This window comes from Trichocoleus sp. ST-U1 (assembly GCF_039961835.1).
Classification (GTDB): Bacteria; Cyanobacteriota; Cyanobacteriia; order Cyanobacteriales; family FACHB-T130; genus FACHB-T130.
The window spans coordinates 1-24690 of the sequence record NZ_JAMPJZ010000040.1 but is presented as its reverse complement, the minus strand read 5'-3'; the positions used below and the strand labels follow the sequence as shown (position 1 = coordinate 24690).

At 46.2% G+C, this 24690-nt stretch carries 22 protein-coding genes and 1 riboswitch; of the genes, 13 read left to right on the top strand and 9 right to left on the bottom strand.

Annotation, left to right across the window (positions count from 1 at the left end; all coding sequences use genetic code 11):
• Nucleotides 1-133 precede the first annotated feature (133 nt).
• Nucleotides 134-2491 (bottom strand): TonB-dependent receptor, encoded by a 2358-nt coding sequence (locus NDA06_RS15425; protein ID WP_242047438.1) that lies wholly within the window; start codon nt 2489-2491, stop codon nt 134-136.
• 92 nt (nt 2492-2583) lie between these two features.
• Nucleotides 2584-3264 (bottom strand): tetratricopeptide repeat protein, encoded by a 681-nt coding sequence (locus NDA06_RS15420; protein WP_190985632.1) that lies wholly within the window; start codon nt 3262-3264, stop codon nt 2584-2586.
• A 222-nt stretch (nt 3265-3486) separates the two neighbouring features.
• On the opposite strand from NDA06_RS15420, the gene NDA06_RS15415 reads away from it, so the two are divergent.
• Both NDA06_RS15415 and NDA06_RS15410 read left to right on the top strand, forming a co-directional pair.
• Nucleotides 3487-3918, top strand: coding sequence for a BlaI/MecI/CopY family transcriptional regulator (locus tag NDA06_RS15415; RefSeq protein WP_190985633.1), 432 nt, complete (start codon nt 3487-3489; stop codon nt 3916-3918).
• The gene (locus NDA06_RS15410; RefSeq protein WP_190410693.1) at nt 3909-4751 is read left to right on the top strand and encodes a M56 family metallopeptidase; all 843 of its coding nucleotides are present in this window, start codon (nt 3909-3911) and stop codon (nt 4749-4751) included. The genes NDA06_RS15415 and NDA06_RS15410 overlap by 10 nt, the downstream gene beginning before the upstream one ends.
• Nucleotides 4752-4848: 97 nt before the next feature.
• Here NDA06_RS15410 and NDA06_RS15405 read toward each other — a convergent pair whose 3' ends face one another.
• Entirely contained in the window at nt 4849-5511 is a 663-nt protein-coding gene (locus NDA06_RS15405) for a HupE/UreJ family protein (RefSeq protein ID WP_190432791.1), read from the bottom strand.
• Between the two features lie 20 nt (nt 5512-5531).
• A riboswitch (cobalamin riboswitch) is annotated at nt 5532-5682 on the bottom strand.
• A 95-nt stretch (nt 5683-5777) separates the two neighbouring features.
• Between NDA06_RS15405 and NDA06_RS15400 the strand changes: the two genes are divergently transcribed.
• The gene (locus NDA06_RS15400) at nt 5778-5903 is read left to right on the top strand and encodes a hypothetical protein (protein WP_277878354.1); all 126 of its coding nucleotides are present in this window, start codon (nt 5778-5780) and stop codon (nt 5901-5903) included.
• Nucleotides 5904-5915: 12 nt separating this feature from the next.
• On the opposite strand, the gene NDA06_RS15395 is transcribed toward NDA06_RS15400, so the two are convergent.
• The 4 genes from NDA06_RS15395 to NDA06_RS15380 all read right to left on the bottom strand — a co-directional run bounded on the left by NDA06_RS15395 (nt 5916) and on the right by NDA06_RS15380 (nt 12119).
• Nucleotides 5916-7664, bottom strand: a complete 1749-nt coding sequence (locus tag NDA06_RS15395; RefSeq protein ID WP_190410691.1) for an ABC transporter ATP-binding protein — start codon at nt 7662-7664, stop codon at nt 5916-5918.
• Between the two features lie 128 nt (nt 7665-7792).
• Nucleotides 7793-8839 (bottom strand): YdcF family protein, encoded by a 1047-nt coding sequence (locus NDA06_RS15390; RefSeq protein WP_190410690.1) that lies wholly within the window; start codon nt 8837-8839, stop codon nt 7793-7795.
• Between the two features lie 75 nt (nt 8840-8914).
• Nucleotides 8915-10402 (bottom strand): polyphosphate:AMP phosphotransferase, encoded by a 1488-nt coding sequence (pap, locus tag NDA06_RS15385; RefSeq protein WP_190985634.1) that lies wholly within the window; start codon nt 10400-10402, stop codon nt 8915-8917.
• Between the two features lie 226 nt (nt 10403-10628).
• Nucleotides 10629-12119, bottom strand: coding sequence for a choice-of-anchor Q domain-containing protein (locus NDA06_RS15380; protein WP_190985635.1), 1491 nt, complete (start codon nt 12117-12119; stop codon nt 10629-10631).
• Nucleotides 12120-12772: 653 nt separating this feature from the next.
• Between NDA06_RS15380 and NDA06_RS15375 the strand changes: the two genes are divergently transcribed.
• The 4 genes from NDA06_RS15375 to NDA06_RS15360 are packed head-to-tail and all read left to right on the top strand — an operon-like array spanning nt 12773 to nt 17068.
• The gene (locus NDA06_RS15375) at nt 12773-15427 is read left to right on the top strand and encodes a filamentous hemagglutinin N-terminal domain-containing protein (protein ID WP_190985636.1); all 2655 of its coding nucleotides are present in this window, start codon (nt 12773-12775) and stop codon (nt 15425-15427) included.
• 59 nt (nt 15428-15486) lie between these two features.
• Nucleotides 15487-15630 carry a hypothetical protein gene (locus tag NDA06_RS15370; protein WP_190410686.1) on the top strand — a complete coding sequence of 48 codons (144 nt, stop codon included), beginning with the start codon at nt 15487-15489 and terminating at the stop codon, nt 15628-15630.
• 45 nt (nt 15631-15675) lie between these two features.
• Complete coding sequence (galE, locus tag NDA06_RS15365) at nt 15676-16674, top strand: UDP-glucose 4-epimerase GalE (RefSeq protein WP_190985637.1); 999 nt, start codon at nt 15676-15678, stop codon at nt 16672-16674.
• Nucleotides 16667-17068 carry a hypothetical protein gene (locus tag NDA06_RS15360; RefSeq protein WP_190410684.1) on the top strand — a complete coding sequence of 134 codons (402 nt, stop codon included), beginning with the start codon at nt 16667-16669 and terminating at the stop codon, nt 17066-17068. The genes galE and NDA06_RS15360 overlap by 8 nt, the downstream gene beginning before the upstream one ends.
• Nucleotides 17069-17113: 45 nt before the next feature.
• On the opposite strand, the gene NDA06_RS15355 is transcribed toward NDA06_RS15360, so the two are convergent.
• Nucleotides 17114-17260, bottom strand: coding sequence for a hypothetical protein (locus tag NDA06_RS15355; RefSeq protein ID WP_190410683.1), 147 nt, complete (start codon nt 17258-17260; stop codon nt 17114-17116).
• 27 nt (nt 17261-17287) lie between these two features.
• Here NDA06_RS15355 and NDA06_RS15350 point away from each other — a divergent pair, with 27 nt between their 5' ends.
• The 6 genes from NDA06_RS15350 to NDA06_RS15325 all read left to right on the top strand — a co-directional run bounded on the left by NDA06_RS15350 (nt 17288) and on the right by NDA06_RS15325 (nt 23357).
• Nucleotides 17288-17599 carry a hypothetical protein gene (locus NDA06_RS15350; RefSeq protein WP_190432809.1) on the top strand — a complete coding sequence of 104 codons (312 nt, stop codon included), beginning with the start codon at nt 17288-17290 and terminating at the stop codon, nt 17597-17599.
• A gap of 240 nt (nt 17600-17839) precedes the next feature.
• On the top strand, nt 17840-19006 hold the full coding sequence (locus tag NDA06_RS15345) for a glycosyltransferase (protein ID WP_190985638.1): 1167 nt from the start codon (nt 17840-17842) through the stop codon (nt 19004-19006).
• Between the two features lie 160 nt (nt 19007-19166).
• On the top strand, nt 19167-19916 hold the full coding sequence (locus NDA06_RS15340; protein ID WP_190535423.1) for a sugar transferase: 750 nt from the start codon (nt 19167-19169) through the stop codon (nt 19914-19916).
• A gap of 553 nt (nt 19917-20469) precedes the next feature.
• On the top strand, nt 20470-21549 hold the full coding sequence (gmd, locus tag NDA06_RS15335; protein ID WP_190410680.1) for a GDP-mannose 4,6-dehydratase: 1080 nt from the start codon (nt 20470-20472) through the stop codon (nt 21547-21549).
• A gap of 129 nt (nt 21550-21678) precedes the next feature.
• A complete protein-coding gene (locus NDA06_RS15330) occupies nt 21679-22623 on the top strand; it encodes a GDP-L-fucose synthase (RefSeq protein ID WP_190410679.1) in 945 nt (314 codons plus the stop codon).
• Nucleotides 22624-22784: 161 nt separating this feature from the next.
• Nucleotides 22785-23357 carry a 5-formyltetrahydrofolate cyclo-ligase gene (locus NDA06_RS15325; RefSeq protein WP_347277022.1) on the top strand — a complete coding sequence of 191 codons (573 nt, stop codon included), beginning with the start codon at nt 22785-22787 and terminating at the stop codon, nt 23355-23357.
• A 118-nt stretch (nt 23358-23475) separates the two neighbouring features.
• Here the strand turns inward: NDA06_RS15325 and NDA06_RS15320 are convergent.
• A protein-coding gene (locus tag NDA06_RS15320) for an IS630 family transposase (protein ID WP_348251767.1) occupies nt 23476-24505 on the bottom strand; the annotation gives its coding sequence in 2 pieces (ribosomal slippage) (nt 23476-24085 and nt 24084-24505; 1032 coding nt in all).
• Between the last annotated feature and the right edge of the window lie 185 nt (nt 24506-24690).

Below are 24690 nucleotides of genomic sequence, written 5' to 3'. Positions count from 1 at the left end.
CCTGTCTAGCGGTATAAATACCTCTATCTCAAGGAGGTAATTTCGGGATGATGACAGGATTGCGTTAAGCGATCGCTCTGACAAAAAGCAGTAAAATTCTACTCTTACCCTATCCAATACCTATCCAAAATTTTTAAAAATTGGACTGTAAGCCAACTCGTAAAGTTAAACCGGGGTGATAGATTCGATTTGCTTTCTCGTACCTTACATCAGCAAAATTTTCTAAATTCACTGTAATCCCAAAATTCTTAGTAATCGGAATCCGACCGCTCAAATCTAAATTTAAAAAGGACGGGGAAAAATCTTTGTTACTCTCCCCAGGATTATTAAAGAAAGCTCTCCGTGCCCCGCCGTGGTAACTTGCATATAGATTCAATTGCCATCCTCCACTCGCATAACCAACCCCGAATTGCCCTACTGAGTAAGGAATTAAACCTAGCTGTAATCCTTTCTCCAAGCCGGTCTCAATTCGCGCATCTGTATAAGTATAGTTAAGAAAAGTTGACCATTGCGGAGTCATTTGCCACCGTAATGCTGCCTCCAACCCATTTGTATTAACTAAACCAATATTCGCCCAGCGTCCTGATATAACTCCGAGGCGGTCGTTTAAACGGCTGCCAAAATAGGTAAACTGTCCTGTCAAATTTTCTAAAAATTGGATATCAACTCCAGCCGTCCAAGAAGATCCGGTTTCTGGATTTAGATCCGGGTTCGGCAACCAGTTATGAACCGTATCAAAAACATACAATTGATCTAAGCCAGGATTACGCTGCACTGAAGCCCAACTGCCCCGCACAGCCACCGTTGGAGTAACAGCCCACCGTCCCCCGACACTGGGATTCAAATAGCTCCCAAAGTCACTATTAAAATTTTGCCGTAGACCAAAATCTGCCTGTAATGAGTTACTTATTTTCCAAGTATTTAAAGCAAATATTGCTGTATGAAATCTATCTCGATTTTCAGTTTCGTTAAGGGCAATCTGATTTGGAACCGTACTTAACACATCCCCATTCAAGTAACTATTTTGTACATCGAATCCCCAAGTTAGAGTATTTCGAGGAGATGTTTGCCACTGATGTTCTACCCTAGCATTGAGAGCTTGGGAATTTAGGGTACCAGTCCGGTAGAAGATATTTTGAGTTGGGCCATAGGTGTTAAAGTAATCTTGATTATAGGAAAGTGTCGTTTTCAGAACAGAATCCTCACCTTCTCCTAGCAAAGTCTTCCAAGATAACCCAATATTAAAAGCATCGTGGTCTAATCTGTCTTTTTGCAGAGGAAACCCAAAATAAAGTAACCCACGACGACTGCTAATTTTAGAAGCATCTAAACTAAGAGTATTTCTAGAATTCAAATCTAGTGAAATCCCGCCAAAGTAGTTGCTAGTTGCGGTATCTCCATTAAATAAAAGACCTTCGGAATCCCGATTAGCTGCACCTTTAGGGACAGCATAACGATTATCTGCCTCGTAATCTTCATAGCCAAGATTAAATCTTAGATTGTCCGCAGAACCCCCGGAGCTAATCCGATAGTTGGACTGATTAAAAGAGCCATATTCAACTGAAGCATTGAGTTTAGGAACTTCTTGCCCTTGTTTGGTGATGATATTAACAACTCCTCCAAAAGCTTCCGAACCATATAAAGTAGAACTGGTGCCGCTAGATAATTCCACTTGTTCAATTGCTTCTACTGGAATACTATTAAGGTCGGTAGCACCATGATAAGTATTAATATTCGTGTTGATAGGTCTGCCATTGAGGAGAAAAACAGACTGATTAATCGAATGTCCCCGGTAGTAAGTGCCAGTATGAATATCTGCCCCGAAACCGGCATCATTAATGGCAAATCCAGGGAGTCCTCTCAAGACTTCCGCTGCACTATTAGCGCCTTGCTTTTGAATTTCTTCTTGATTAATTGTATAGACGGGCGTAGATGTTTCTGGAAAAATTTCTCTTTTCGCCGTTACGACTAATTCAATTTCTTCATTTGTTCCTACTTGAACTTCTGGCTCAGTTGCCAACTCGCTTGATTCAAATGCTTCAGGCGTTTCATCAGACTCGCTATCAGGCTCAGATGCTATGGAATCAGTAGTATTATCTAGGTTGAAAATAAGCGCGGAATCACTTTGATTAACTTCTCCGGGCGGAATCCCAGCCTTTCCAATTATGACTACCTGAATACTATTAGAATCCAAAGGAGTAACAGATACAGCAGTAATTGCATCAGTAGGGTTGTTTTGATAGAAACGAATCCCTTCGGGTAAGCTCAACTGAGCATTGATGATGTTAGCGATAAAGATATCGTTATTGCTGGATGTCAAAATTTGAGAAAGCTTACCACCCGTAGTTTCTAAAATTACCTGAATGCCGCTACTTGTGGGAATTAAACGAATGCTAGTGACTTGTGTAACTTCCGCCAGAACTGGAGGGGCAATGAATACTGCTACAACGTTCGCCATCAAAAAACTATTGAACAATAAGTGTTTATTCATATATTTTTTCCAATAAAGTTTTAGTTAATAATCGTTTTAGCTAATTGCTTCGAGTTTTAGCGATCGCGTTGACAATTCAAGGCAACAAATGATTAAGAAACTAGAAAATGACTTGACGAATGAAGCTCTTTAATTTCTTGTAGTAAACTTTGATATTGTTGTCGTTTCCCTTGTTGTAGATAGAGATCGGTGGCTTTCTCAAAATCTGCTCTCACTCCCTGCTTATCTCCCAACGTGTAGTGAATGAGACAGCGACAGTGATAGGCATCGCCATCCTGAGGATTGAGTTCAATCGCTTGGCTAAAGTCTTCTACTGCTCCCAGATAATCTTGTAGTTGAGAGCGGACAAAACCCCGATTATAGTAAGCTAAAGCGAGGCTGGGGTCGATCTCAATTGCTTGGCTAAAGTCAGCGATCGCTCCTTGCGTATCTCCGAGGGCAGCGCGGGCAAGACCTTGATTCGTGTAAGCTTGGGCATTATCGGGATTGAGCCGAATTGCTTGGTTTAAATCAGCGATCGCTTCAGGGTAATCTCCGCTCAATACCTCGTAAACTCCGCGCTTGAAGAAGCCTTCAGCACTCATTTGAGCTGTATCGGTACTCGCCATTAGCGTGATTTGTAATGGCTGAGCTTGAGCCATCGGCGACGAATTCAGCAGTGCCATTACAATGCTGAAGATAATGCTGAAGATGACAATCTTGCGGGAAAGGCGACTCATAACATAGACGTTGAGAACATAGACGTTGAGAAAGCACTGCGTAACACCCGTCATTTAGTAGCCAATTGCTCACAGGCTGTAAGTCTGTGGCTACACAAACAAAGCCTGCCTACGCAGGCTCAATGTCAGCAGATTTTGCTCTGATTGGGATGCAACCCCATTATTTTGAGTTGAGTCGCTGTTGCCGTCAAAAGACAAGCTGTCAAACTTGAACAAGAGTGCAAGTTTGGAGTGTAAGCTTATTCAGAGATTGCACAAGGCACAAAGTTCAGATGTATGGTTCCTCTACCTAACTACCGTCCCAAACAACTTTCCCTTGGCCCTTTGGAAGCGGAGATTTTAAATATCGTCTGGGAACTCGGTTCTGCCACCGTTAAAGATGTACACGATCGCATTCTGACTGACCCAGACCGAGAGTTAGCTTATACTTCAGTAACAACGGTGCTGCGTCGCCTGACTCAAAAAGGTTGGCTAGCTTGCGATAAACAAGAACGGAGCTTTTGCTGGCAACCTTTGGTATCGCGGGAAGAAGCGCAAGCCATTAAAGCGCACGAACAGTTACACCAGTTTCTGGCAGTGGGGAATCCAGATGTCGTCGCCGCCTTTGCAGATAGCCTAGATAGCGCTAGCGTAGAGCAAATAGAAGCGATCGCGCTTCGTCTTCAATCCGCACGCAAAGCGAGAGAGGAGGGAAAATTATGCATCTAGCGATGATTCTGACGGCGTTAGGATTGGCGTGGTGTCTGAGATGCACAGGGTTAGAGCCATCAGGAACTTGGACGCAACGCTGGCAACGATCCTTTGGGTTATTTTTGTTTCCGCCGCTGCTATTGATCGTGACAGCGATCGCGGTTATTTGTATGGGTGCAGACGGAAAAATGGGAGGACTGCAAGCCGGATGGTTCAGTTACTCCTTCGCCTGGGGATTTTTAGGCGTTGCCGGAATCTTATGTCTAAAGCTGGCACATGAAGGATGGCGTTCGGTACAACAGACACGCACTTATCCCCAAATCGAGCTTGAAGGTAAATTGGGTCGCCTTCTCAATGCCAGCGTTCTATTTAGCGCCCAAATTGGTTTCTGGCAGCCTGAATTAGTCGTCAGTCAGGGATTGTTAGAAACCCTCGATCGAGATCATCTAGAAGCAGTTCTCGCCCACGAACAAGCGCATTACTATTATCGGGATACGTTTTGGTTTTTCTGGCTTGGCTGGGTGCGCCAGATAACCGCTTGGTTGCCGAATACAGAAGCTTTGTGGCAAGAACTTTTACTATTGCGGGAACTTCGTGCGGATCGATGGGCGGCGCAACAGGTAGATCCCTTATTGTTAGCAGAATCTCTGCTATTGGTGGTGAGTGTCTCGCCAGTACAGTCTGAAAGTTTCTGTGCAGCGTTCAGTGCCATGACCCCTCGAAATCGTTTAGAGGAGAGAATCGAAGCGCTTTTGGCACCATCAGAGGAGTCAGCTTCACCCAGCTTATGGCTTTGGCATTGGATACTACTAGGGTTTCTGCCGCTAGTAACCGTGCCGTTTCACACTTAAATTTTGGTGTTGCACAATCAGGATAATTTCCTTTCAAATTTCGCGCAAAGACGCAAAGTTTCTGTTAGCGTCTTTGCACCTTTGCGCGAGATTATCATTAACCGAGGACGGAATTACTTAAGAAAACCACTCCAATCGAGCAGATAACCAAACCGGCAAATCGCTGCCAGGATAAAGGTTGAGTGGCAGATTTCCGGCTCACTGCATTGCCAATCAGCATGGCAACCAAGGCAACGCCATATTGAATGAAAGTGAAACCCAGAAGGTAAGCAACAAGCGGTGTCATACCAGCACCGACGATTGCCTCGCCATAAGCATAGCCGTGAAATAAACCAGCAAGCGCTCCCAGCGCTATAAGAACCATCCAGTTTGGTTTGTTTGGCGTTAGCAGCAGCGCCCCAAAGACAATCACGGAACCGGCGATCGCTATCTCAGCTGCCGGTAAATCTAGATTGAGTAAATGAATCCCAGTTCCCGCCAGTGCTGCCAATACAAACCCGGCTGGGATGAACGCGCCCCGCACTTGCCCAACCGCCAGTAATCCAATCGCCACCACAAACGCAAAATGATCCAGTCCAATCAAGGGGTGGGCTAGCCCTGAAAAGAACCCTTCAAAGAAATTAGACGGCGTCTTGCCACCCATTGGATGGTGAGCGATCGCCCGCTGGGCACATAGGAAAGTGCTAATTAAAACCAAAAATACAATTACCGTTCGGCTTTGCATCAGATTTAAGAAAGCAAAGCGTCTATCTTTAGACATATTCTGTACCTCGCAGATTTCGCAAATCAATTTCTCTCGGCGGGTATTCTGGCTGAGAGACCAAAACGACGGATCTCATTACAGCTGCGGGACAGCGACGGTTTTACACCGAACTTTCCCCGTTACCTCTGGTGGCTGCTCCCCACCAGAACCGATTGAGTAGGGCAATCATATCACTTCAGTGCTGGCATTTTAAAAAGTATGGGTAAAATGAACCTCAAACAGATGACTCCAAGAGCCGCTTTATTTGAGGAGGAATCGGAAAAATGTGCGTTAATTGTCTGCTGGGTTCGGCTTTAATGTTCTTTACACCCAGGGTTTCCGAAGTACCATCCAACCCGACGAATCGAATTGCATTACCTCAAGAAACTCAAATAGCGATCGCTACTTGAGTGCTACTAAAATTAGCTGAGGATTTCCTTTAGCTCGTGCTGGTTCCAAAGCGAACGGTAAAGTCCAGGTTGTTGCAAAAGTTCGGCATGAGTCCCAGACTGCACAATTTGACCTCGATCCATCACAAAAATGCGATCGGCAGTTGCAGCCGCAGACAATTGGTGAGAGATAAAAATAACCGTTTTGCGCTGGATGCCTTCCGAAAGATTATTCAAAATGGCTGTGGCAGTTTGATTATCAACGCTGGAGAGAGCATCATCCAAAATCAGAATCGGGGAATCCATCAGCAAAGCACGGGCGAGAGCCGTCCGTTGTCGCTGTCCCCCTGAGAGGGTAATGCCGCGCTCACCCACAACGGTTTCGTATTGCTGGGGAAAATTGAGAATTTCCGGGTGAATTTGCGCTTGCTTGGCAGCATTGATAATCTCTGTCTGTTCGCTCAGAGGATTGCCGTAGCGAATATTGTTTTTGATGGTAGTGCTGAACAGAAAGCTGTCTTGCGGGACATAAGCGATGGCTCCGCGCAAATCGGGCAATTTGATCTGCGTAATATCATTGCCATCTACGAACAAACTATCGCTTGGAATATCCACTAATCGCGGCAAGGCATTGGCAAGTGTCGATTTTCCGGAGCCAATTGGTCCGACAATCGCCACGGTTTCCCCTGGTTCAATCGTAAAGCTAACATTCTTAAGCGCGGGAGTTTCGGCTCCCGGAAACGTATAACTGAGTTGACGCGCTGTTAATTTACCGCTTACTTTTTCAACTGGTAATGCAAGTGCATTCGGAGAATCTTTAATTTTGGCTTCTGCCATCAGAATTGACTCAATGCGGTCGATACTCACCTCACCTCGTTGGTAGGCAGTAATCGTAAAACCCAGTAAAGCGGTGGGGAAAACTAATCGTTCAGTATAGAGAATTAATGCCAGAAAATCGCCAATTGTGATCGCACCTGCCACAATTGACCGCGCTCCAACCCATAGCAATATCAGTAAGCTGATAAAAGCCATGCCTTGAATGATTGGAAACAAGACATTTCTGGTCTTTGCTAATTGGATATTGGCTTGCAACAGGCGATTATTTAACCGGGAGAAGGCGCGGCGTTCGTTCTCCTCCTGAGCGTAGATTTTAATCAGACCAATCCCGCTCATATCCTCTTGAATCAACTCGCTGATGCTAGAGAGTTCCTCTTGCAACACCAGCTGTTCGTTCCGTAGGCGATCGCTAAATAGCTGCACAGCGATCAGCATAAACGGATAGACTGCGATCGCCAGCAGACTCAGCTTCAAATTAATCGACAGCATCACCGGCAATGTCAGTCCGTAGGCAAAAACTGTATTCGCCAAACTCAATACGGCAAATCCCAGCAGACGCCGGATATTATCCACATCGCTAGTCGCCCGGTTAATCAAATCTCCAGCAGTGTTGCTCGCAAAATAAGACGGTTCCAGGGTGAGTAAATGCTGAAAAATCTTTTGTTTCAGGTCAAATTCTACTTGTCGCCCGACTCCAAACAGCAAGATGCGCGAAGCCATCCGCACTACCCACATTGCCGAAGCCAGAATCAGGATTAGCGCTACATACTTCCAGATTTGAGCGAAGTCGAACGCTTGGCGGAGTTCGTCAACGCTATCTCGAATCAGCAAAGGGATATAAACGCCCACTGCATTCACAACAAACAGCGCGATAACGCCTAAGGTAGCCTGTCGCCAGTGGGGACGCAGATAAGCACCCAATTTTTGCAGCCGAGAGTGAGCCATTCTGTGAGGACTGAGGATTAAAAACTGAGAAAAGGCAACAGACAAAAAACTTTCTTGCAACCTGCAAGAAGCTTTCGCCTAACATCCAATCCCAAACCATCGTAGACGAATTGGCGCTCGTGCTGCTTCTATAAAACGAGGGGTGTCAACCAGCCGCGTAAGAAGTAGTAGATGAAAGTGAGATATTCTTCTACCACTCGCGTTGTCGTGACTAGCGCTTCCACGGTGGGAACAAAATCCGTGACGGTGATGCGTCGGGCAGGCGTTGCCCCACTTTGAAAGGTAAAGAAATCTGTAGCTCTGGGAATGACCGTGACGCCCAAATTGGCAAACGTAAGGTTGGCACGGCGAATATTTAAGCCGGAGGCAACGAGAATAATCCGGCGCGATCGAATACCGCGCTGCCTCAAGATTTCCTCAACCCTGACGGCACTGGTGCGGAGATCAACCCCACGCGGTTCAATCACAATTCGGTTGCGGGGTACACCCATCCTGACCAGCAGCGCCGCGACATCGTTAGCCTCGTTAACACTATCTTGATTTCCTGTCAGCTCCGCTCTAGGTCCTGCGCTGACAATCACTAAGGGGTCATTACCGCTCCGTAGCTGTTCTTGATACAGCTGAGCAGAGTATAGAATGCGATCGCCTGTATCAGTTAATTGAATCTGCGTCCGGTAGGGAAGATTGGGTTGTGTCGTCCCTCGCCCCAGCACCACAATCGCCCCCACAATTTGAGATCCGGTCGGCGTAATATCAGCCGGACATTGAGTTTGACAAATCAGTTGGCGTCGTTGCTCCAGTTGAATCGCCTCCACTTCCGCTTGCTGAGCCAGCCAGTAGGCAACGATTGGCAAACTAGACAACAACAAAACGAAGAAGGCTATCCTAAGTTGGTTCCAAGCTACGCCTGTTAGCGCATTCTTTTTCACTCCGCCGATGGCGAACAACAAAAGCATAATCGACAACCCCAACGGTTTGAGCGGAAACGAAAGAATGTTCCAGGCACTCGATACCAACCTTTCATTGGGGTTGTAAAACGCCATCACCATGATGACAAACAACAGCAGCCCGCCCAACCAAGCGAGATATTGTTTGGGAATCCATCGCACTAACAAAAAGTAGACTAAGGTGCCAATCAGCAGCCACAGCAGAACCCGCGTTAGTAGTAAAAACATAGTAGGTAATTGGTAATGGGTAATTGGTAATGGGTAATTGGTAACGACTATTCACCAGCGATTACCGATTGCCTCTTATTGACGTTTCAATTTTGCCCGAATCGCCTCGGTTACGGTTTGAATTACCTTAACACGGGCATAGTATTTATCATTCGCAGCAACAATTGTCCAGGGAGCGTTAGGAGTGTTCGTCCGCTGAATTGCTTGATTGACCGCCACTTCATAGAAAGCCCAATTGTCCCGATTTCGCCAATCTTCGGCGGTGAGTTTGTATTCTTTAAAGGGGTCATTCTGACGCGATATGAATCGCTGATACTGTTCTTCAGGACTAATATGCAGCCAGAACTTGACCAAAACGTAGCCTGCATTCGTCAGTTGGCTCTCAAACTCATTGATTTCCTGGTAGGCTCTGCGCCATTCCAGTTCTGTGGCAAAACCTTCAACACGCTCTACTAACACTCGCCCGTACCAGCTGCGGTCATCAATGCCAATTGTCCCTGCTGTTGGCAACCACCGCCAGAACCGCCAGAGGTAGTGATGCGCTTTCTCTTCATCCGTAGGTGCTGCGAAGGGATGAACGGCATAACTGCGGGGGTCGAGGACATCGGTTAAGCGTTTGATGGCTCCTCCTTTCCCAGCCGCATCCCAACCTTCAAACAGCACCAAGACGGGCACTTGATGTTTGTGAATCTTCATTTGAAGCTTCAGCAGTTCTACTTGGGCATCGCGTAACTGCTTTTTGTACTCATCCCTGGAAAGAGCGAGATTGAGATCGACTTGCGCTAAGAGATCCGGTTCTGCTGGGTTGAGGTGTTTTTGAGGGGGTACAGGGGTGATAGGCGTCCGAATGTGCAGTCGGTCGAGGGCTTCTGTGAGAGTGGCAGCGAATTGGGTGAGGACTTTCACCTGCGCCCAGCGTTGGCAGTTGCCCTCAACTAATGTCCAGGGGGCGGAGCCAGTGCTGGTTTGGACGAGCATTTCTTCGGCATAATCTACATATTTGCCGTAGTGTTTCTCTTGTTTCCAGTCTTCTGGACGCACCCGCCAAGCGTCTAACGGATCTTTGGCATATTCTTTGAGCCGGTGCTTTAATTCTTTGCGGCTTAGATGAATCCAGAATTTAGCGATCGCATTTCCATCATCCACCAGTTGGCGCTCAAAGGCGTTTATCTGGGCCATCACGCTTGGGATTTTTGAGTCCTCGATTCGTGCAAACAGCCGGTCTTCTAAAACATTGGTGTACCAGCTGTGATAAAAAATCCCAATACTGCCTTTTACTGGCAGTCTCCGCCAGAAGCGCCACAAAAAAGGGTATTGTTGCTCTTCCTGGTTGGGAGGCCAAATCGGGTGAACCGTAAACCCTCGCGGGTCCATGTAATTGACCATTTTCTTGACTAAAGCACCTTTCCCCGCTGCCGCCCAACCTTCCAGCACGACAATCATGGGTAGCTTTTTGTCCCAGCAAGCCTTTTGGAGCGATCGCACTTGACGCATTAGCGTCTCAATCTGAGAATCATAGATATTTTTATCGAGGCAAAGATCCAAGTCCAGCGTATCTAGCATGATGTTGACTAGAAAAGAGCAGTACCTTTAACTATCTCCTAGTCTTGCACTTGTTGCGCTGACTATTCAGTAACAATCTGCAAATGTCAAAGCTTAGACATAAAAATACAGGAGCCAAAAACAAGAAGAAAAAGTGCTTTTTTCTTCTTGTTTTTGGCTCCAGGCACTAGATAGTTTGAAAATCGGTAATTGGTAAATTACATCCCGTTACTAACTACCCATCTGATTATTTTGCTTCAAATGCTCCGATATCGCAAACACCACCTTGCGGTCTGGCAACACCTCGTTGATCCGTTGCCAAGCAAGTCGCATTATTTCCTGTATTAATCGCTGGACTCCCTGCTAATAAGGGTAAAGTCTGAGTCAAACCACCAGTCGCAGAAAGTGCGCCTAGCATTGGTTCAACAATCGTGATGCCAACCGCGCAGTTTTTGTCAGTGGGATCGTTTGGGTTTTTGGCGGGAAATTGGATATTGTTGCCGCCATTAGTCATTTCGTCAGAACAATTCTGCTTAATATTCCAGGTATTCCCGCCATTATCCGCTTTATTGTTAGCGATAATTGTATTTTTCAGGGTTATATCTGGACTGCTGCCAAAAATACCAGCCCCCATAAACCCAGCATAATTGTTAGCAATCGTGACATTATTGATGGTCATCTTGCCACTGGTTCTCATGATTGCGCCGCCTAGACCCCCCTTGGCATCTGGAGTCACAGCACGATTCCCTGAAAAAGTAGTATTAGAAACTTCTGCGCTTACGTCATTTCCCGTCCACAGTCCCCCGCCCTGATTCGCAGAAATGTTGCCAGAGAAGGTAGTGTTCCTCACTATAAAAATAGTGCTGTTTGTTCCGGCAGTGTAATTAGGGGCAGTTGTGGTGCCACCGACCACGAAAATAGCACCGCCAAATCCTTTGTCGCCAGTGCCCGTAACGCTATTTCCAGAGAAGGTGTTATTTTCGATTGTCGTCGTATTGTTGTTATAAAGTTGATTAAAAAAAGCCCCACCTTGATTGGTGGCAATATTGTTTGTGAAGGTGTTGTTCCGGAGAATAATTTTACCTAAATTACCATTCGCACCATCATTATAAATGGCACCACCCGCCCCCCCAGGAGCCACAATTCCAGCGGTATTTCCCGTGAAAGTGCTATTCGTTACGGTTAAGTCGCTGAGCAAGTCATAGATTGCTCCGCCGAGGCTAGCTTGATTTCCGGTAAAAGTGCTTTTATCTACAACAATTGTACTTTCACTCTTACTATAGATTGCACCGCCTCCCGCCTCTCCCGGCATTGTTGATTTGTTGTTGTTAAAGGTACAGTTCAGTACCACTAACTTACCTCTGTAGCCGCTATAAACGCCGCCCCCATTTTCGGTACTAAAGCCATTCGCAATAGTGAGATTTCTTAGAGTCAGTTGAACGAGGCTATCAGTGGAAAAAATCCGATTAGTTCCATTTCCGCTGAGAGTTACTACACTTCGTCCGTCGATTACTGTATTCGCGGAAAGTACCTTTTCTTTCACTACAATCGTATGCGGACTAGAACCACAATTAAAGGTTACAGTCCCCCCGCCTACTAAAGCAGTATCTAAAGCAGCTTCAGTACAACTTGCAGCGGTTCCGTTCCCGACAGTTCCAGCCGCCTCAGCTTTTTGATGTGAGGAAATCGTTAAGGAGACACAGAAAGCGAGAGTTAGAAAATAGAGCGGTTGTTTCATACCAAAAACCTCATTATGCAATATTAGAAGAGATTTATTGTTTGCAATTGCATGACCAAATGAGCTTACTTATTTTTAGACGTAGAATACTGTGCAATTGCAAAAAAAGGTTGGAAGTGAGAAAGGTTAGAAGCTGAGCTAACAACCCAGATATTTGACAGACTCAATATTTGTCGGTTTCCTAACAAATCCGGCAGTCTCAGATCGAGGAATAAGTTGTAATCTGAAATAGAGCCTTTACCAAAAATAGGAATTTTAATCCTCCGCGAATATACGTAGTTTTAACTATGTAAAATTGTCTTGCAACAAGCCTTGTTAAATAGTTCTTCGTTATAGCTGTCAATCCGGAAAACTTTTCGATTTTCAGTAAATTTACACAGGTTTTATAATATTAAAGCATTGCCAAAGTAAAAATATGTTTTTATTTAAAAATAGAAATTATAGTTAACCGTAGAATTAGCTATTAATTCGTATTTGTGCGTACACAATAAAAGTACTTTTATCCCTGTATTTACACAAATAGAGTTTAATAAAATTCGCTTTTAAAAATATTTTATTTATTTATTAATGAAGCCTGTTTGAGATCCTGATAGTTCTATCAATCCTGGTAATGAGGAGCAGGATAAATCATGACCCCAATGGGTTAACACCAGATGAAATCAGCTTTTGAAAGTTCTGGCGTATTGCTTGGCTTACTTGCCGTTGCACCAGCGATCGCTGTGAAACCGGCACAGGCAGAAACGATTGTTCCAGCTCAAGACGGTACGGGCACAATTGCCGCTCCTGAAGGCAATACAATCAATATCGGCGGAGGAAAACTGTCTGGTGATGGAGCAAACCTTTTCCACAGCTTTGAGCAATTTAACCTCAATGCAGACCAAATAGCTAACTTTATTTCTAATCCCAAAATTGAAAATATTTTAGGCAGAGTAGTGGGTGGAGATCCCTCTACCATTGATGGCTTAATTAAAGTCACCGGAGGAAATTCTAATTTATACCTGATGAATCCATCGGGGATTATATTTGGTGCCAATGCCAGATTGGATGTGCCGGGAAGCTTTACCGCAACCAGTGCCACAGGGATTGGTTTTGGCTCTAATTCTTTTAATGCTAGCGGTGATAATAATTACGCAACCTTAACGGGAACGCCTAGCAGTTATTCGTTTAATACTTCTCAACCGAGTGCTATTGTCAACTCTGGAGAACTAGCAGTTAAAGAAGGGCAAAATCTTACCTTGCTGGGTGGCACTGTTGTTAGCCAGGGAACTCTGTCAGCACCGGGCGGTAAACTGATTGTGGCAGCAGTACTCGGACAGAATACAGTCCGAATTAGTCAACCGGGACAATTACTAAGCTTAGAAATTCAACCAATTTCTCCTGATGCTAGTCAGTCCTCAACCACAACAGTTTCCTCTCTACCCCAGCTACTAACAGGTAGCAAAGCGGGAAATGCCACTGGACTGACTACAAATAGCAAAGGAGAGGTAGAACTAACAGGTTCTGGTATCAAAGTAGAAGCGGGGGATGTGGTAGTCCGTCAGCTCAATGCGGGAACAGCTACACTTTCAGCCAACCATAATTTGACTCTGGTTGAAAGCCAAATACAGACATCTGGGGATATGAATTTGCTGGCAAAAGATACCGTGCGAGTGCGGGATAGCGTCGCGACCCCTTTTGTAGCGAAGGCGGGAGGGAATCTCACTGTTCAAGGCAATAAAGCGGTTGATATTTTGGCACTGAATCACCCAGAAACACCCTTTCAAAGTGGCGGCAATCTCAGTTTAATCAGTGATGGAGTGATTTCTGGAGATGCTCACTATTCAGCAGGGGGGAATTTCTCAATTCTCAACTTATCGGGGGCTGGCGGCAAGTTTCAAAGTATTTATGACCCCATCATTACGTCTGATGGCGATGTCATGCTTGATTCTTATACGGGTGCTTCCCTGAAGATAATCGCAGCCGGAAAAATTACGATTAGTGGAGATATCGTCATTAATGCGATCGATCCAGAGGTAGATCCTAATAGTCGTGCCCTGATTTTACAAGCAGGTGCGACTGGGACAACTGATAACGTACCCTTCGCCGAACCCTTTCCGGGTGCCCCTCCCGAATATTTTGACGATGCAGGCGCAAATCCCTCCTACACAACCTTTGTGAAATCTCCTACCTCAGCTGGAACGATTACAGTTGCAGGAACCATTAAATCTGATGATTTATTGGGACCAGCGGAACCTTTAAATGTTACCTTGTCGGCACCGGGTGATATTAATGTTCAAACCATTCAGTCGTCTGGTGGAAATATAAGTATTAGCAGCACCAGCGGTTCTATTAATGCCGCCGATCCAGTTAATCAAGTTTACAATTTAGACTCTCGCAATCGCCCTGGTAATGCAGGTGCAATTACCCTCAGCGCCCCATCGGGAAATATTACAACCGGAGATATCTTTTCCTCTTCTGATAACTTTGGCACGGCTGCTTCTGGGACTGGCGGCGCGATCGCAATTAGCGCCGGAGGCAATATCAAGACTGAAACCATAGATTCCAGTTCTAAGTGCAATTCTTGCTCTTCCTCTGGCAATGGCGGTGACATCACGCTGATTGCTGGCAATGATATCGCCGCCAAAATCATCGATGCTCAGAGTCTTGGCAGCGGCACTGGCGGTAATGTAAATATCGCGGCGGGACAGAATCTCACCGTTGATAATAAGTTCGTTACTTTTACCTACAACAACCCCAGCATTAACACGACAGGAACGGGCGGGGGTGGAGCCATTAATATCAATCATCACGGGGGAGTTCCAGTCCCCTCGACTCCATTTGTTGTTGGCGATCCCACGACGAATGGAACTGCCCAAGCCATCACCACGGGCACTTCGACAATTTCGCCCCCCGAATCTTTCCCCGGTGGAACTGTTCAGGGCAATATTACGATCAATACCACTCCTCCACCGCCAATTCCCGCGCCAATTCCTGCACCAAGTCCTGCGCCAACTCCCGTGCCAAGTCCTGCGCCAACTCCTACCCCCATACCCAGTTCAAATCCCCAACCGGACCCTGGGAACCAACCCAAGACAGAAATTGTGACAGACTTTCAAGGAAATACACTCTCACCTGTACCAGTAGCGGGTGCAGAAAATCAAAGACCGATTTTGTGTACGGTAGAGAGTCTCGAAGATGAAAAGCTGCCAATTTTACACAGGTTGCCTCGCTGTCAAGAACGCCGCGATCGCCGCAATCAACCACCGGCAAGCTCTAAAACCCTGTTTGTTCCCCGACAACAAAGCGATCGCGCGATCCCTCAAAAGTAATCAATGTCGCTAAAGCGCTGGGTTGTAGGCTCAGCCGCAAAAATCTCTAAGATATAATTTTGAATCGCACAGAAATGGGGATGCTTCCGCGTTTCTGTGCGATTTTCCGACGAAAGAGGTATGCGATCGCTAGTTTGGTGAAGGAAAGTATTTATAAGGAACACAAGCTCTCTTACCGAGGACAACGCATTGCCCTCAGTTAGCTATCCTTATAAAGCACTGATTCAAAGTTTGAGAAGGTATTGAACGTGTCGCAAGTCAAACCAACCATTCTGGTGACGGGTGGAGCTGGATATATTGGAACCCATGCCGTACTGGCGCTGATCAAGGCAGGCTATGGGGTAGTGGTATTAGATAACCTGGTGTACGGACATCGGGAATTGGTGGAAAATGTACTCAAAGTAGAACTGGTAGTGGGAGATATGAGCGATCGCGCTCTCCTCGACCAACTCTTTGCCACTCGCAACATTGCGGCAGTTATGCACTTTGCCGCCTATATTGCGGTGGGAGAGTCCGTCACCGATCCCGCGAAATACTACCAGAACAACGTCGTTGGCACTTTGACACTGCTAGAAGCAATGGTGGCAGCAAACGTGAAGAAATTTGTCTTTTCTTCCACTTGCGCCATCTACGGGATGCCCCAGGAAGTTCCCATGACCGAACACCATCCCCAAAATCCCCTCAGTCCTTACGCGACGAGTAAGTGGATGGTAGAGAAAATTCTGGCAGATTTTGATATTGCCTACGATTTCAAGTCCGTGGCGTTCCGCTATTTCAATGCGTCTGGTGCGAATCCCGATGGCTTACTCGGTGAGGATCACGAACCAGAGACCCACCTGATTCCCCTGGTACTCCAAACAGCTTTGGGCAAACGGGAATCGATCTTCATTCTCGGTACCGATTACCCGACCCCAGATGGCACCGGAATTCGGGACTATATCCACGTCAGCGACTTGGCAGATGCCCACGTTTTAGGGCTAGAGTATCTCCTGCAAGGGGGAACGAGCGATGTCTTTAACTTAGGAAATGGCAACGGTTTCTCAGTCAGAGAAGTGATTGAGACAGCCAAGGCGGTAACAGGTCGGGAGATTCCCGCAGTAGAACGCGATCGCCGTGCCGGGGACGCCCCTATTTTAGTCGGCAGCAGCGATAAAGCAAAAAAAATCCTCGGTTGGTGTCCGCAATACGCAGACCTGAGTAAAATCGTTGCTGACGCTTGGCAATGGCATCAGCATCGTCATGGATAATTCTGGAGTGGAAGTTAGATTAGGTCGTTTAGAATCGATTGTTGAACAAATTGCAGAGGCAGTACTTGCCAGCGCTGACACAATTGACCGTCTTGGCGAGCGAGTAGATGCTCTCACAATTCAAGTACAACAACAGGGAAACCTTAGGGAGGCAGTAATTGCCACTAATGAGACAATTAACCGCCTTGCTGACCGAGTGGATGCCCTGACCATTCAAGTACAAGAACAGGGGCATCAAGTCCAACAGCAGCACTATCAAATTTTTGCCTTAAGCGATGCGGTGCAAACCTTGGCAGAAACCCAAGATGATTCTCTTGTGCGGTTGATGCAGCTAACAGAAGCTTTACAACGCCTTGTGGATGCCATTGAAGCAACCGAAGAGACCGAATCTTAATACTCGGTCTCTGGTTTGCCATCGTATCCCGATTGGCTGTCAATCCTAGGGAAATAAAGTGGAAGTACCCATCAACTCATCAGGAGAGTTTTCATGCACTTTCTTCGTCGGTACGCTGTCATCCTTCCCGTGACTGCCGCCGTCAGTTTCTCGATCGTCAGTTGCACCGAAAGCAAAATCACTCAGTGTCAAAAGATTTTCAAGATTACCAATGAAACGGTGAATGAAACCAAAACCGTGACCAATGGAGGTCAGAATAGCTCTCCAGAAGCGCTAGCTAAAACAGCCGAGATTTGGGATAAATCAGCTCAAAAAATGACAAATATTAGCGTCAACGATCCAAAGCTTAAAAAGTTTCAAGCTGATTTTATTAGAATGTATCGAGAGAGTAGTAAGGCAACTCGCGAATATGTTTCAGCTCTCAAAAAAAGGGATTTTCCCGCAGTTGACGCTGGATTTAAAAAATTGCAGAAATCCTATAATCCAGAAAAAAATTTAGTAAACGGGATAAACAGTTACTGTGGAAGTTAACCAAAAGCTGCCTGCGATTTCCACTCGCTCTCTAAAGCTCAAAAAAGTAGTAGAAGAGAAGAATCAGGCTATTTTTCTAAGCTAAGTTCTAGGAAGTCTATTTTTAATTCCCTGTAATCCAGTGTCAGGCGTGCAAAAGTGCGGTAATGCACTTAGAGTCTACAGCGATCGCTCTTGAGCTAGCGATCGCTGGCTGAGGAGTGAGTAAAATTTACACTCAGCCCTTAAGTACGCGCAACTGTGAAGTCAGCTTTGTCATTAAAGTATGCCCTCGTCCATGAATGGTTGACCCCCGAAGCTACTGGCGGGTCAGAACTTGTTGTCCAGGAGATCCTCAAGCACATTGATGCCGACCTCTATGCCCTAATTGACTTTGAATCCACCAATCCCGAAAGTTATCTCTTCAATCGCCCCATTAGCACCACATTCCTGCAACACTTCCCGAAAGCCCGCAGTGGCGTCCAAAAATATCTCCCTCTATTGCCGCTAGCGATTGAACAGCTAGACTTACGTGACTATGACGTCATTCTCTCCTCTGCCCACGCTGTCGCTAAAGGAGTCCTCACCAGCCCGCAACAACTGCATATCTGCTACTGCCATACGCCCATGCGCTACGCCTGGGATTTAACTTTTGATTATCTAGACAGTAGCCGACTAGGACGGGGTCTCCCAGGCATCCTGACGCGGTATCTACTTCATCAACTGCGTCAGTGGGATGTACTCTCCGCAAACCGCGTTGATTATTTCATCGCCAACTCCCAACACACCGCACGTCGCATCTGGCGCTGCTATCGGCGGCAAGCAGAAGTCATTTATCCACCCGTCAATGTTGAGCGGTTTTCCTTTCAGCCCCAAAAAGAAGATTTTTACCTCACCGTTTCCCGGCTGGTGAGTTACAAGCAAGTATCTTTAATTGTCCGATCTTTTAACCAACTGGGACGCCCGCTTGTGGTGATTGGCACGGGGCCGGAACTTGACGAAATGCGCCAGCTAGCGAAACCCAATGTAAAAGTGCTAGGGTCACAACCAGATGATGTTGTTGAGCAGTATATGGCTCAAGCAAAAGCATTTGTATATGCAGCCTGTGAAGACTTTGGCATGGCGTTGGTAGAAGCCCAAGCTTGTGGCACTCCTGCGATCGCCTATGGTGCTGGTGGGGCATTAGAAACCGTTCTGGATATTCGGGAACACCCGACACAGGGGACTGGCTTATTTTTTCCAGCCCAAACAGAAGCGGCTTTGATAGAAGCGGTAAAAACCTTTGAAGCATCGCAAGGATTATTTAATCCGGAGATTGCTAGAGTCCGCGCTTCTCAGTTCGCCCCTCAAACTTTCCAGAAGCGCTATCTAGCCTTTCTAGAGAGCTGTTATCAAGAATTTCAGTCATCCTCAGCCATTCGTCCCTAATCATCAGTCATGCTCTTTAGCCGATTGCTAAAAACCCATGACTAATGACCAATGACCTATGACTAATGACCAAATTCTACTTTCTGGGACTCCATTAGCTGTCTTCAGGCGTCTTGTGGCTTTATGATCGGGACTGTGTGGTGTGAAGTGAAGGAGTAAGATGACTGCCGAAAGCCAACTTATCTCCGGCAAGATGTTGTGGGCGTTCGTGAAGCGAGGTTTTCAACCACTCGCGCCGACAGGTAGGCCCAGAGGTTTGAGCAAACAGCAAGACCTCCCCCTACAGCGTCTAGACCGAGATTTCGCTAAGCGATGTTTTGATGTTCTGTTTTCACTGTCGGTTTTGATTTTGTTTTCTCCCGTTTACCTGTTGTTGGCCTTGCTGATTGCTCTTAGCACACGAGGTCCCATTTTTTATGTCCAGGAACGAATCGGGAAAAATCATCAGCCTTTTGGCTGTCTCAAATTCAGAACGATGGTGCCAAATGCAGACGAAGTTTTGCTGCAAATGATGGCAACCTCACCTCATCTGCGTCAGGAATTCGAGGATAATTTCAAACTCAAAGACGACCCTCGAATTACATGGATTGGTAAATTCCTACGGGTAACTAGCCTGGATGAGTTTCCCCAATTCTGGAACGTTCTTAAAGGGGACATGAGCGTTGTCGGGCCAAGACCTCTCGTTGCCGAGGAGTTGTCAAAATACGGACATCACATTGACAAAGTGCTGACGATTCGACCTGGAATCACCGGATTATGGCAAGTTTCTGGGCGCAATGACATCCCTTATCCGCGCCGAGTCCAGATAGATGTCTATTACGTCAATGCCAGGAATTTCTGGCTGGATTTGTGGCTAGTTGTAAAAACAATTGGCGTTGTCGTTTCCCCCAAAGACAATGGTGCCTACTGAAACATAGCTAATGTTCGGCAATCTATAACTCAAGTCAAGTTCTTTGAACAACGGCTCCTACAGCTTTCCTCCTTGTGTAGAGAGAGCTGTAGTATTTTGTCGTTCATCGTTTGATGAGTTAGTACAGCGCTGGGAGTTACGCTTGCCTCTACAGCAGGTAAACTCTTCATGTCTAATTTCAGAGTTTAGATAAATTGGTTGTTGTAATGGCGATTAATTAATTTGTGTCGCTCAGAATTTATGCAACAGGTATTGTAGGTACTCTTGCAAGAAGCTTTTCCCCTCTTCTTTGCTCAACATTTAGTCCACCGTCGAAATACGTAAGTCTTATTGCCGAGGCTTAGAAGAATCTACGTATATTCCTGATGTTGCGCCAGAGATTTTGCGTTAACGTAAGGAGTGAATTAAGGATTTCCTCTACTTACAGAGGGATTTTTCATAAATTTGGGTGCAAGTGACTCTTGCTGCAATGTTAGCGAGAGAAAGCTTACAGGATAATTACCAGTTACTGTTAAGACGATTGTTTCGTCACAGGCTATAGGGAATACTAAGTATGACGCAACGCAAGCGAGCGCTAATTACGGGCATTACGGGACAAGACGGTTCTTACTTGAGCGAATTTTTGCTTGAGCAAGGCTATGAGGTTCACGGGATCATTCGCCGGACTTCTACATTTAATACAGACCGAATCGATTATATGTATGAAGACCCTCACAAAGAGGGGGTGCGGTTGTTTCTGCACTATGGCGATTTAACCGATGGCACAACTCTACGCCGGATTTTAGAACAAGTCCAGCCGGTAGAAATTTATAATTTAGGTGCCCAATCCCACGTCCGCGTTAGTTTTGACTCGCCGGAATACACCGTTGATGCGGTTGGGATGGGGACGCTACGCCTTTTGGAAGCGATTCGGGACTACCAACAACGTACTGGCATTGAGGTACGGTTTTATCAGGCGGGTTCTTCTGAGATGTTTGGTAAGGTACAAGAAGTGCCTCAGAAGGAAACCACACCGTTTTATCCTCGCAGTCCTTATGCTTGTGCGAAGCTTTACGCTCACTGGCAAACGGTGAATTACCGAGAATCCTACGGGCTGTTTGCGTGTAACGGGATACTTTTTAACCATGAAAGTCCGCGGCGAGGAGAGACGTTTGTAACGCGCAAGATTACCAGAGCGATCGCTCGCATTGTTGCCGGGAAGCAGAAAAAAATCTACCTGGGCAATCTCGATTCCAAGCGGGACTGGGGCTATGCAAAAGACTATGTAAGAGCAATGTGGCTGATGCTACAGCAACAGGAAGCGGATGATTACGTTGTAGCCACAGGAGAAACTTACTCCATTCGTCAATTCCTGGATATTGCCTTTGAACACGTCAATCTAGATTGGAAAGACTACGTAGAGTTTGACGAGCGCTATTTGCGCCCAGCGGAAGTGGATTTACTGATTGGCGATCCCACGAAGGCGCACCAAAAGCTGGGTTGGAAACCATCGGTTACTTTTGAAGAATTAGTTCGCTTGATGGTAGAAGCGGATATGCAAGCTTTGGGCTTGAATTGTCCGAATGGCAATGGTTCGCACTCGCCTCTGGATCTTGCCACGATTCGCCAGAATGTAGGTAGTATGCACGATTAAGTTGTTTTGACTTGTAGGGGCAAGAGCGATCCCCGTTCCCTACTGAGTAATGAGTGATGAGTTTTGCATTAACTCATCACTCATCAATTTTTGGAGATATCCTGAATCCAGTGGAGGATGGCAAGAGATATGGCTACTTTAGATTTAAGCGATAAACGGATTCTCGTCACTGGCGGAGCTGGTTTTTTGGGGCGTCAGGTCGTAGATCGGTTGTGTAAAGCCGGAGCCGATCAAAACAAGATTACGATACCGCGATCGCGCGAGTACGATCTCCGCTCCTTAGAACACTGTCAACGCGCCGTTGAGCAGCAGGATGTCGTGATTCACCTCGCCGCTCACGTCGGTGGCATCGGTCTGAATCTGGTAAAACCCGCTGAATTATTCTACGACAACCTGATGATGGGCACTCAACTGATTCATGCTGCCTATCAAGCAGGGGTTCAAAAATTTGTTTGTGTAGGGACTATCTGCGCTTATCCCAAGTTCACGCCAGTACCATTCAAAGAAGATGACCTCTGGAATGGCTATCCGGAAGAAACTAACGCCCCCTATGGCGTTGCGAAGAAAGCTTTACTGGTACAACTCCAATCGTACCGGCAGCAGTACGGCTTTAACGGTATTTACCTGTTGCCAGTGAACTTGTATGGGCCGGAAGATAACTTCGATCCCAAGAGTTCCCACGTGATCCCAGCTTTAATTCGCAAAGTCCACGAAGCTCAAGCTAGAGGCGATAAGCAGCTACCTGTATGGGGCGATGGGAGTCCCACTCGTGAGTTTCTCTACTCTACAGATGCGGCTTTGGGTATCGTCATGGGTACCCAGGACTACAATGGCGCAGAACCCGTCAATTTGGGAACGGGTTATGAAATCTCTATTAAGGATTTGGTAGAACTGATTTGCGAACTGATGGGCTATCAGGGCGAAATTATCTGGGAAACCGATAAGCCGAACGGTCAACCGCGCCGCTGTTTAGATACAGAACGGGCGAAGCAAGAGTTTGGCTTCACAGCCCAAGTGGACTTCAAGCAAGGGCTGAAGAACACGATCGATTGGTATCGGCAGCACGCTGAGTAAGCGTGAAAAACTCGCCAGTGTAAAGAACCCGTTTTGCCGAACAAAACGGGTTTCTGCGTTGTCAGGAGCGAAAATAGCGATCGCAAAATAAGTCCGCAGGATATCGAGTCACGGAATGGACGATAGCCCACCCTCGCCACAAACCTTAAGTTATAAGACTTGTGAGCAAAGTCGATCATCAACTGGATAAACAGCAATTGAGGCGATCTCTTCTCAAAACACGGCAATTGCTGCCTGTGGAGGAATGGAGAGAAAAGAGCGATCGCATCTGTACCCACCTGGAATCTTCCCACCTATTTACCCAATCCAAAACGGTCTTAGCTTATTTCAGTTTTCGACAAGAACCTGACCTTAGCCCTCTCATTAGCGCTCGTCGCCAATGGGGATTTCCTCGGTGTGTTGGCGATCGTCTTATTTGGCATCTCTGGAAACCTGGAGACTCCCTACAAAAAGGTGCCTATGGTATTCTTGAACCGCACCCAGATAGCCCTGTTTTACACTCAACAGAGGTAGATTTAATTCTTGTGCCATCTGTAGCTTGCGATGTGCGGGGATATCGTTTAGGTTATGGTGGTGGTTATTACGATCGCTTGCTCAATTCATCTGAATGGGCAACCAAATTAACTATCGGCATTGTCTTTGACTTTGCTTTTTCCCTAGAGTTGCCAATTGATAGCTGGGATAAATCTTTGCAGGGCATCTGTACAGAAACGGGGTTGAGGATGATGCGATGAAATCTCAATTTCTCAATTTTTATTTTTTAATTTCCGCGCAGAGGACATTGTCCTCTGCGCTCCAACCACCTACTTAGAACAAGCATTTGGTTAGGCCAATACACTTACTATAGCGATCCTAAATGAGTTGTGAGAAACCGCCATAGGAAAAAAGCTTTGGGAAGTCAAAGGTTTGACGGTGAGTTACTAATTCAAATAGGAACTTAACGACACCAAATGATTGACACAAGTGGTAGTACTCTCGAATGAATTGTTTGGCCTGCAACCAAATATCTTCAATCGGGTTCTGCTTTGGGTCATTAGGCGCAAAGCCGATGCAAGTAATTTTCCAGTTGGACTCATCAAGTCCTTGATTGACCGATTTCAGGTAGTCTTTGACTGCTTGCGAGCGATGATAGGTCGCGCCATCCCAAATTAGCGCAATGCGAGTGTTGGGATACTGAGCCAGCAGATACTTAAGGAAAGCAATCGTGCCCTCGGAATTGCCTTTTTCAGCCGGTTGAATCAGGCAGCGTTGAGTGTAAACATCCACTGCCCCATAATAAGTCTGCTTGCGGCGTTCGTTGGTGATGGGAACCTCGATGCGTTCGTTGGTTTTGCCCCACACATATCCACACAAGTCTCCCCACAACAAGTGGCATTCATCCTCAAACAAGACCACCAATGCCCCAGAAACGATCTGATGCCGATGAGCTTCTAACCATGCCATAATCTCCTGTTTTTTTTTCTACCAACTCTGGGTCTGCCTTTGGATTGCGCTTCTGCGTTTTCTTCCAGCTAATTCCTGCTTGCTCAAATAAGGTGTAGTAACTTTGCTTGGAGTCAAATCCCACTTCATATTGCTCTTCAATATATGCTTGCAGTTCACCCAGATTCCAGTAGTTCTTGCCCTTTAACCAGGCGATAACCGACTGTCGTTGCGAAGGTTCTAAATAACCAACCGAACCGGGATAGCCCAGTTTCAGTCCAGCTACCCCTATCCGTTTGTACTGCCCGGTCCATTTGCTGATGAAGCCGGAACTCACGCCCAAACTCTCTCCAATTTCTCGATGTTTGTATCCTCTGAGAAACATTTGGACGGCAACAGCCCGCTTGAGTTCACGCGCATCCGGGTTAGAGCCAATAAAGTCGTTCAGATCAGCTAACATAGAGCCATTTCTCAACCTGTTGGAATCTTCTCTAGGTTCTCACAACTGACTTGGGATTGCTATATAATATGACTTAAGTGCTTATGTAAAATAAATTACACATAATAAAAAGTAGAATAAGCTAAAACAAAAGTCAAGAAAACAAGAGACTTATGAGATTTATTAGAGATTTAAGCCGAGAAACT

Excerpts from the sequence above, each read along its gene's own strand:
- NDA06_RS15425 (WP_242047438.1), bottom strand. The coding sequence starts at position 2,491 with ATGAATAAACACTTATTGTTCAATAGTTTTTTGATGGCGAACGTTGTA.
- NDA06_RS15420 (WP_190985632.1), bottom strand. The coding sequence starts at position 3,264 with ATGACGGGTGTTACGCAGTGCTTTCTCAACGTCTATGTTCTCAACGTC.
- NDA06_RS15415 (WP_190985633.1), top strand. The coding sequence starts at position 3,487 with ATGGTTCCTCTACCTAACTACCGTCCCAAACAACTTTCCCTTGGCCCT.
- NDA06_RS15410 (WP_190410693.1), top strand. The coding sequence starts at position 3,909 with ATGCATCTAGCGATGATTCTGACGGCGTTAGGATTGGCGTGGTGTCTG.
- NDA06_RS15405 (WP_190432791.1), bottom strand. The coding sequence starts at position 5,511 with ATGTCTAAAGATAGACGCTTTGCTTTCTTAAATCTGATGCAAAGCCGA.
- NDA06_RS15400 (WP_277878354.1), top strand. The coding sequence starts at position 5,778 with ATGTGCGTTAATTGTCTGCTGGGTTCGGCTTTAATGTTCTTTACACCC.
- NDA06_RS15395 (WP_190410691.1), bottom strand. The coding sequence starts at position 7,664 with ATGGCTCACTCTCGGCTGCAAAAATTGGGTGCTTATCTGCGTCCCCAC.
- NDA06_RS15390 (WP_190410690.1), bottom strand. The coding sequence starts at position 8,839 with ATGTTTTTACTACTAACGCGGGTTCTGCTGTGGCTGCTGATTGGCACC.
- pap (WP_190985634.1), bottom strand. The coding sequence starts at position 10,402 with ATGCTAGATACGCTGGACTTGGATCTTTGCCTCGATAAAAATATCTAT.
- NDA06_RS15380 (WP_190985635.1), bottom strand. The coding sequence starts at position 12,119 with ATGAAACAACCGCTCTATTTTCTAACTCTCGCTTTCTGTGTCTCCTTA.
- NDA06_RS15375 (WP_190985636.1), top strand. The coding sequence starts at position 12,773 with ATGAAATCAGCTTTTGAAAGTTCTGGCGTATTGCTTGGCTTACTTGCC.
- NDA06_RS15360 (WP_190410684.1), top strand. The coding sequence starts at position 16,667 with ATGGATAATTCTGGAGTGGAAGTTAGATTAGGTCGTTTAGAATCGATT.
- NDA06_RS15340 (WP_190535423.1), top strand. The coding sequence starts at position 19,167 with ATGACTGCCGAAAGCCAACTTATCTCCGGCAAGATGTTGTGGGCGTTC.
- gmd (WP_190410680.1), top strand. The coding sequence starts at position 20,470 with ATGACGCAACGCAAGCGAGCGCTAATTACGGGCATTACGGGACAAGAC.
- NDA06_RS15330 (WP_190410679.1), top strand. The coding sequence starts at position 21,679 with ATGGCTACTTTAGATTTAAGCGATAAACGGATTCTCGTCACTGGCGGA.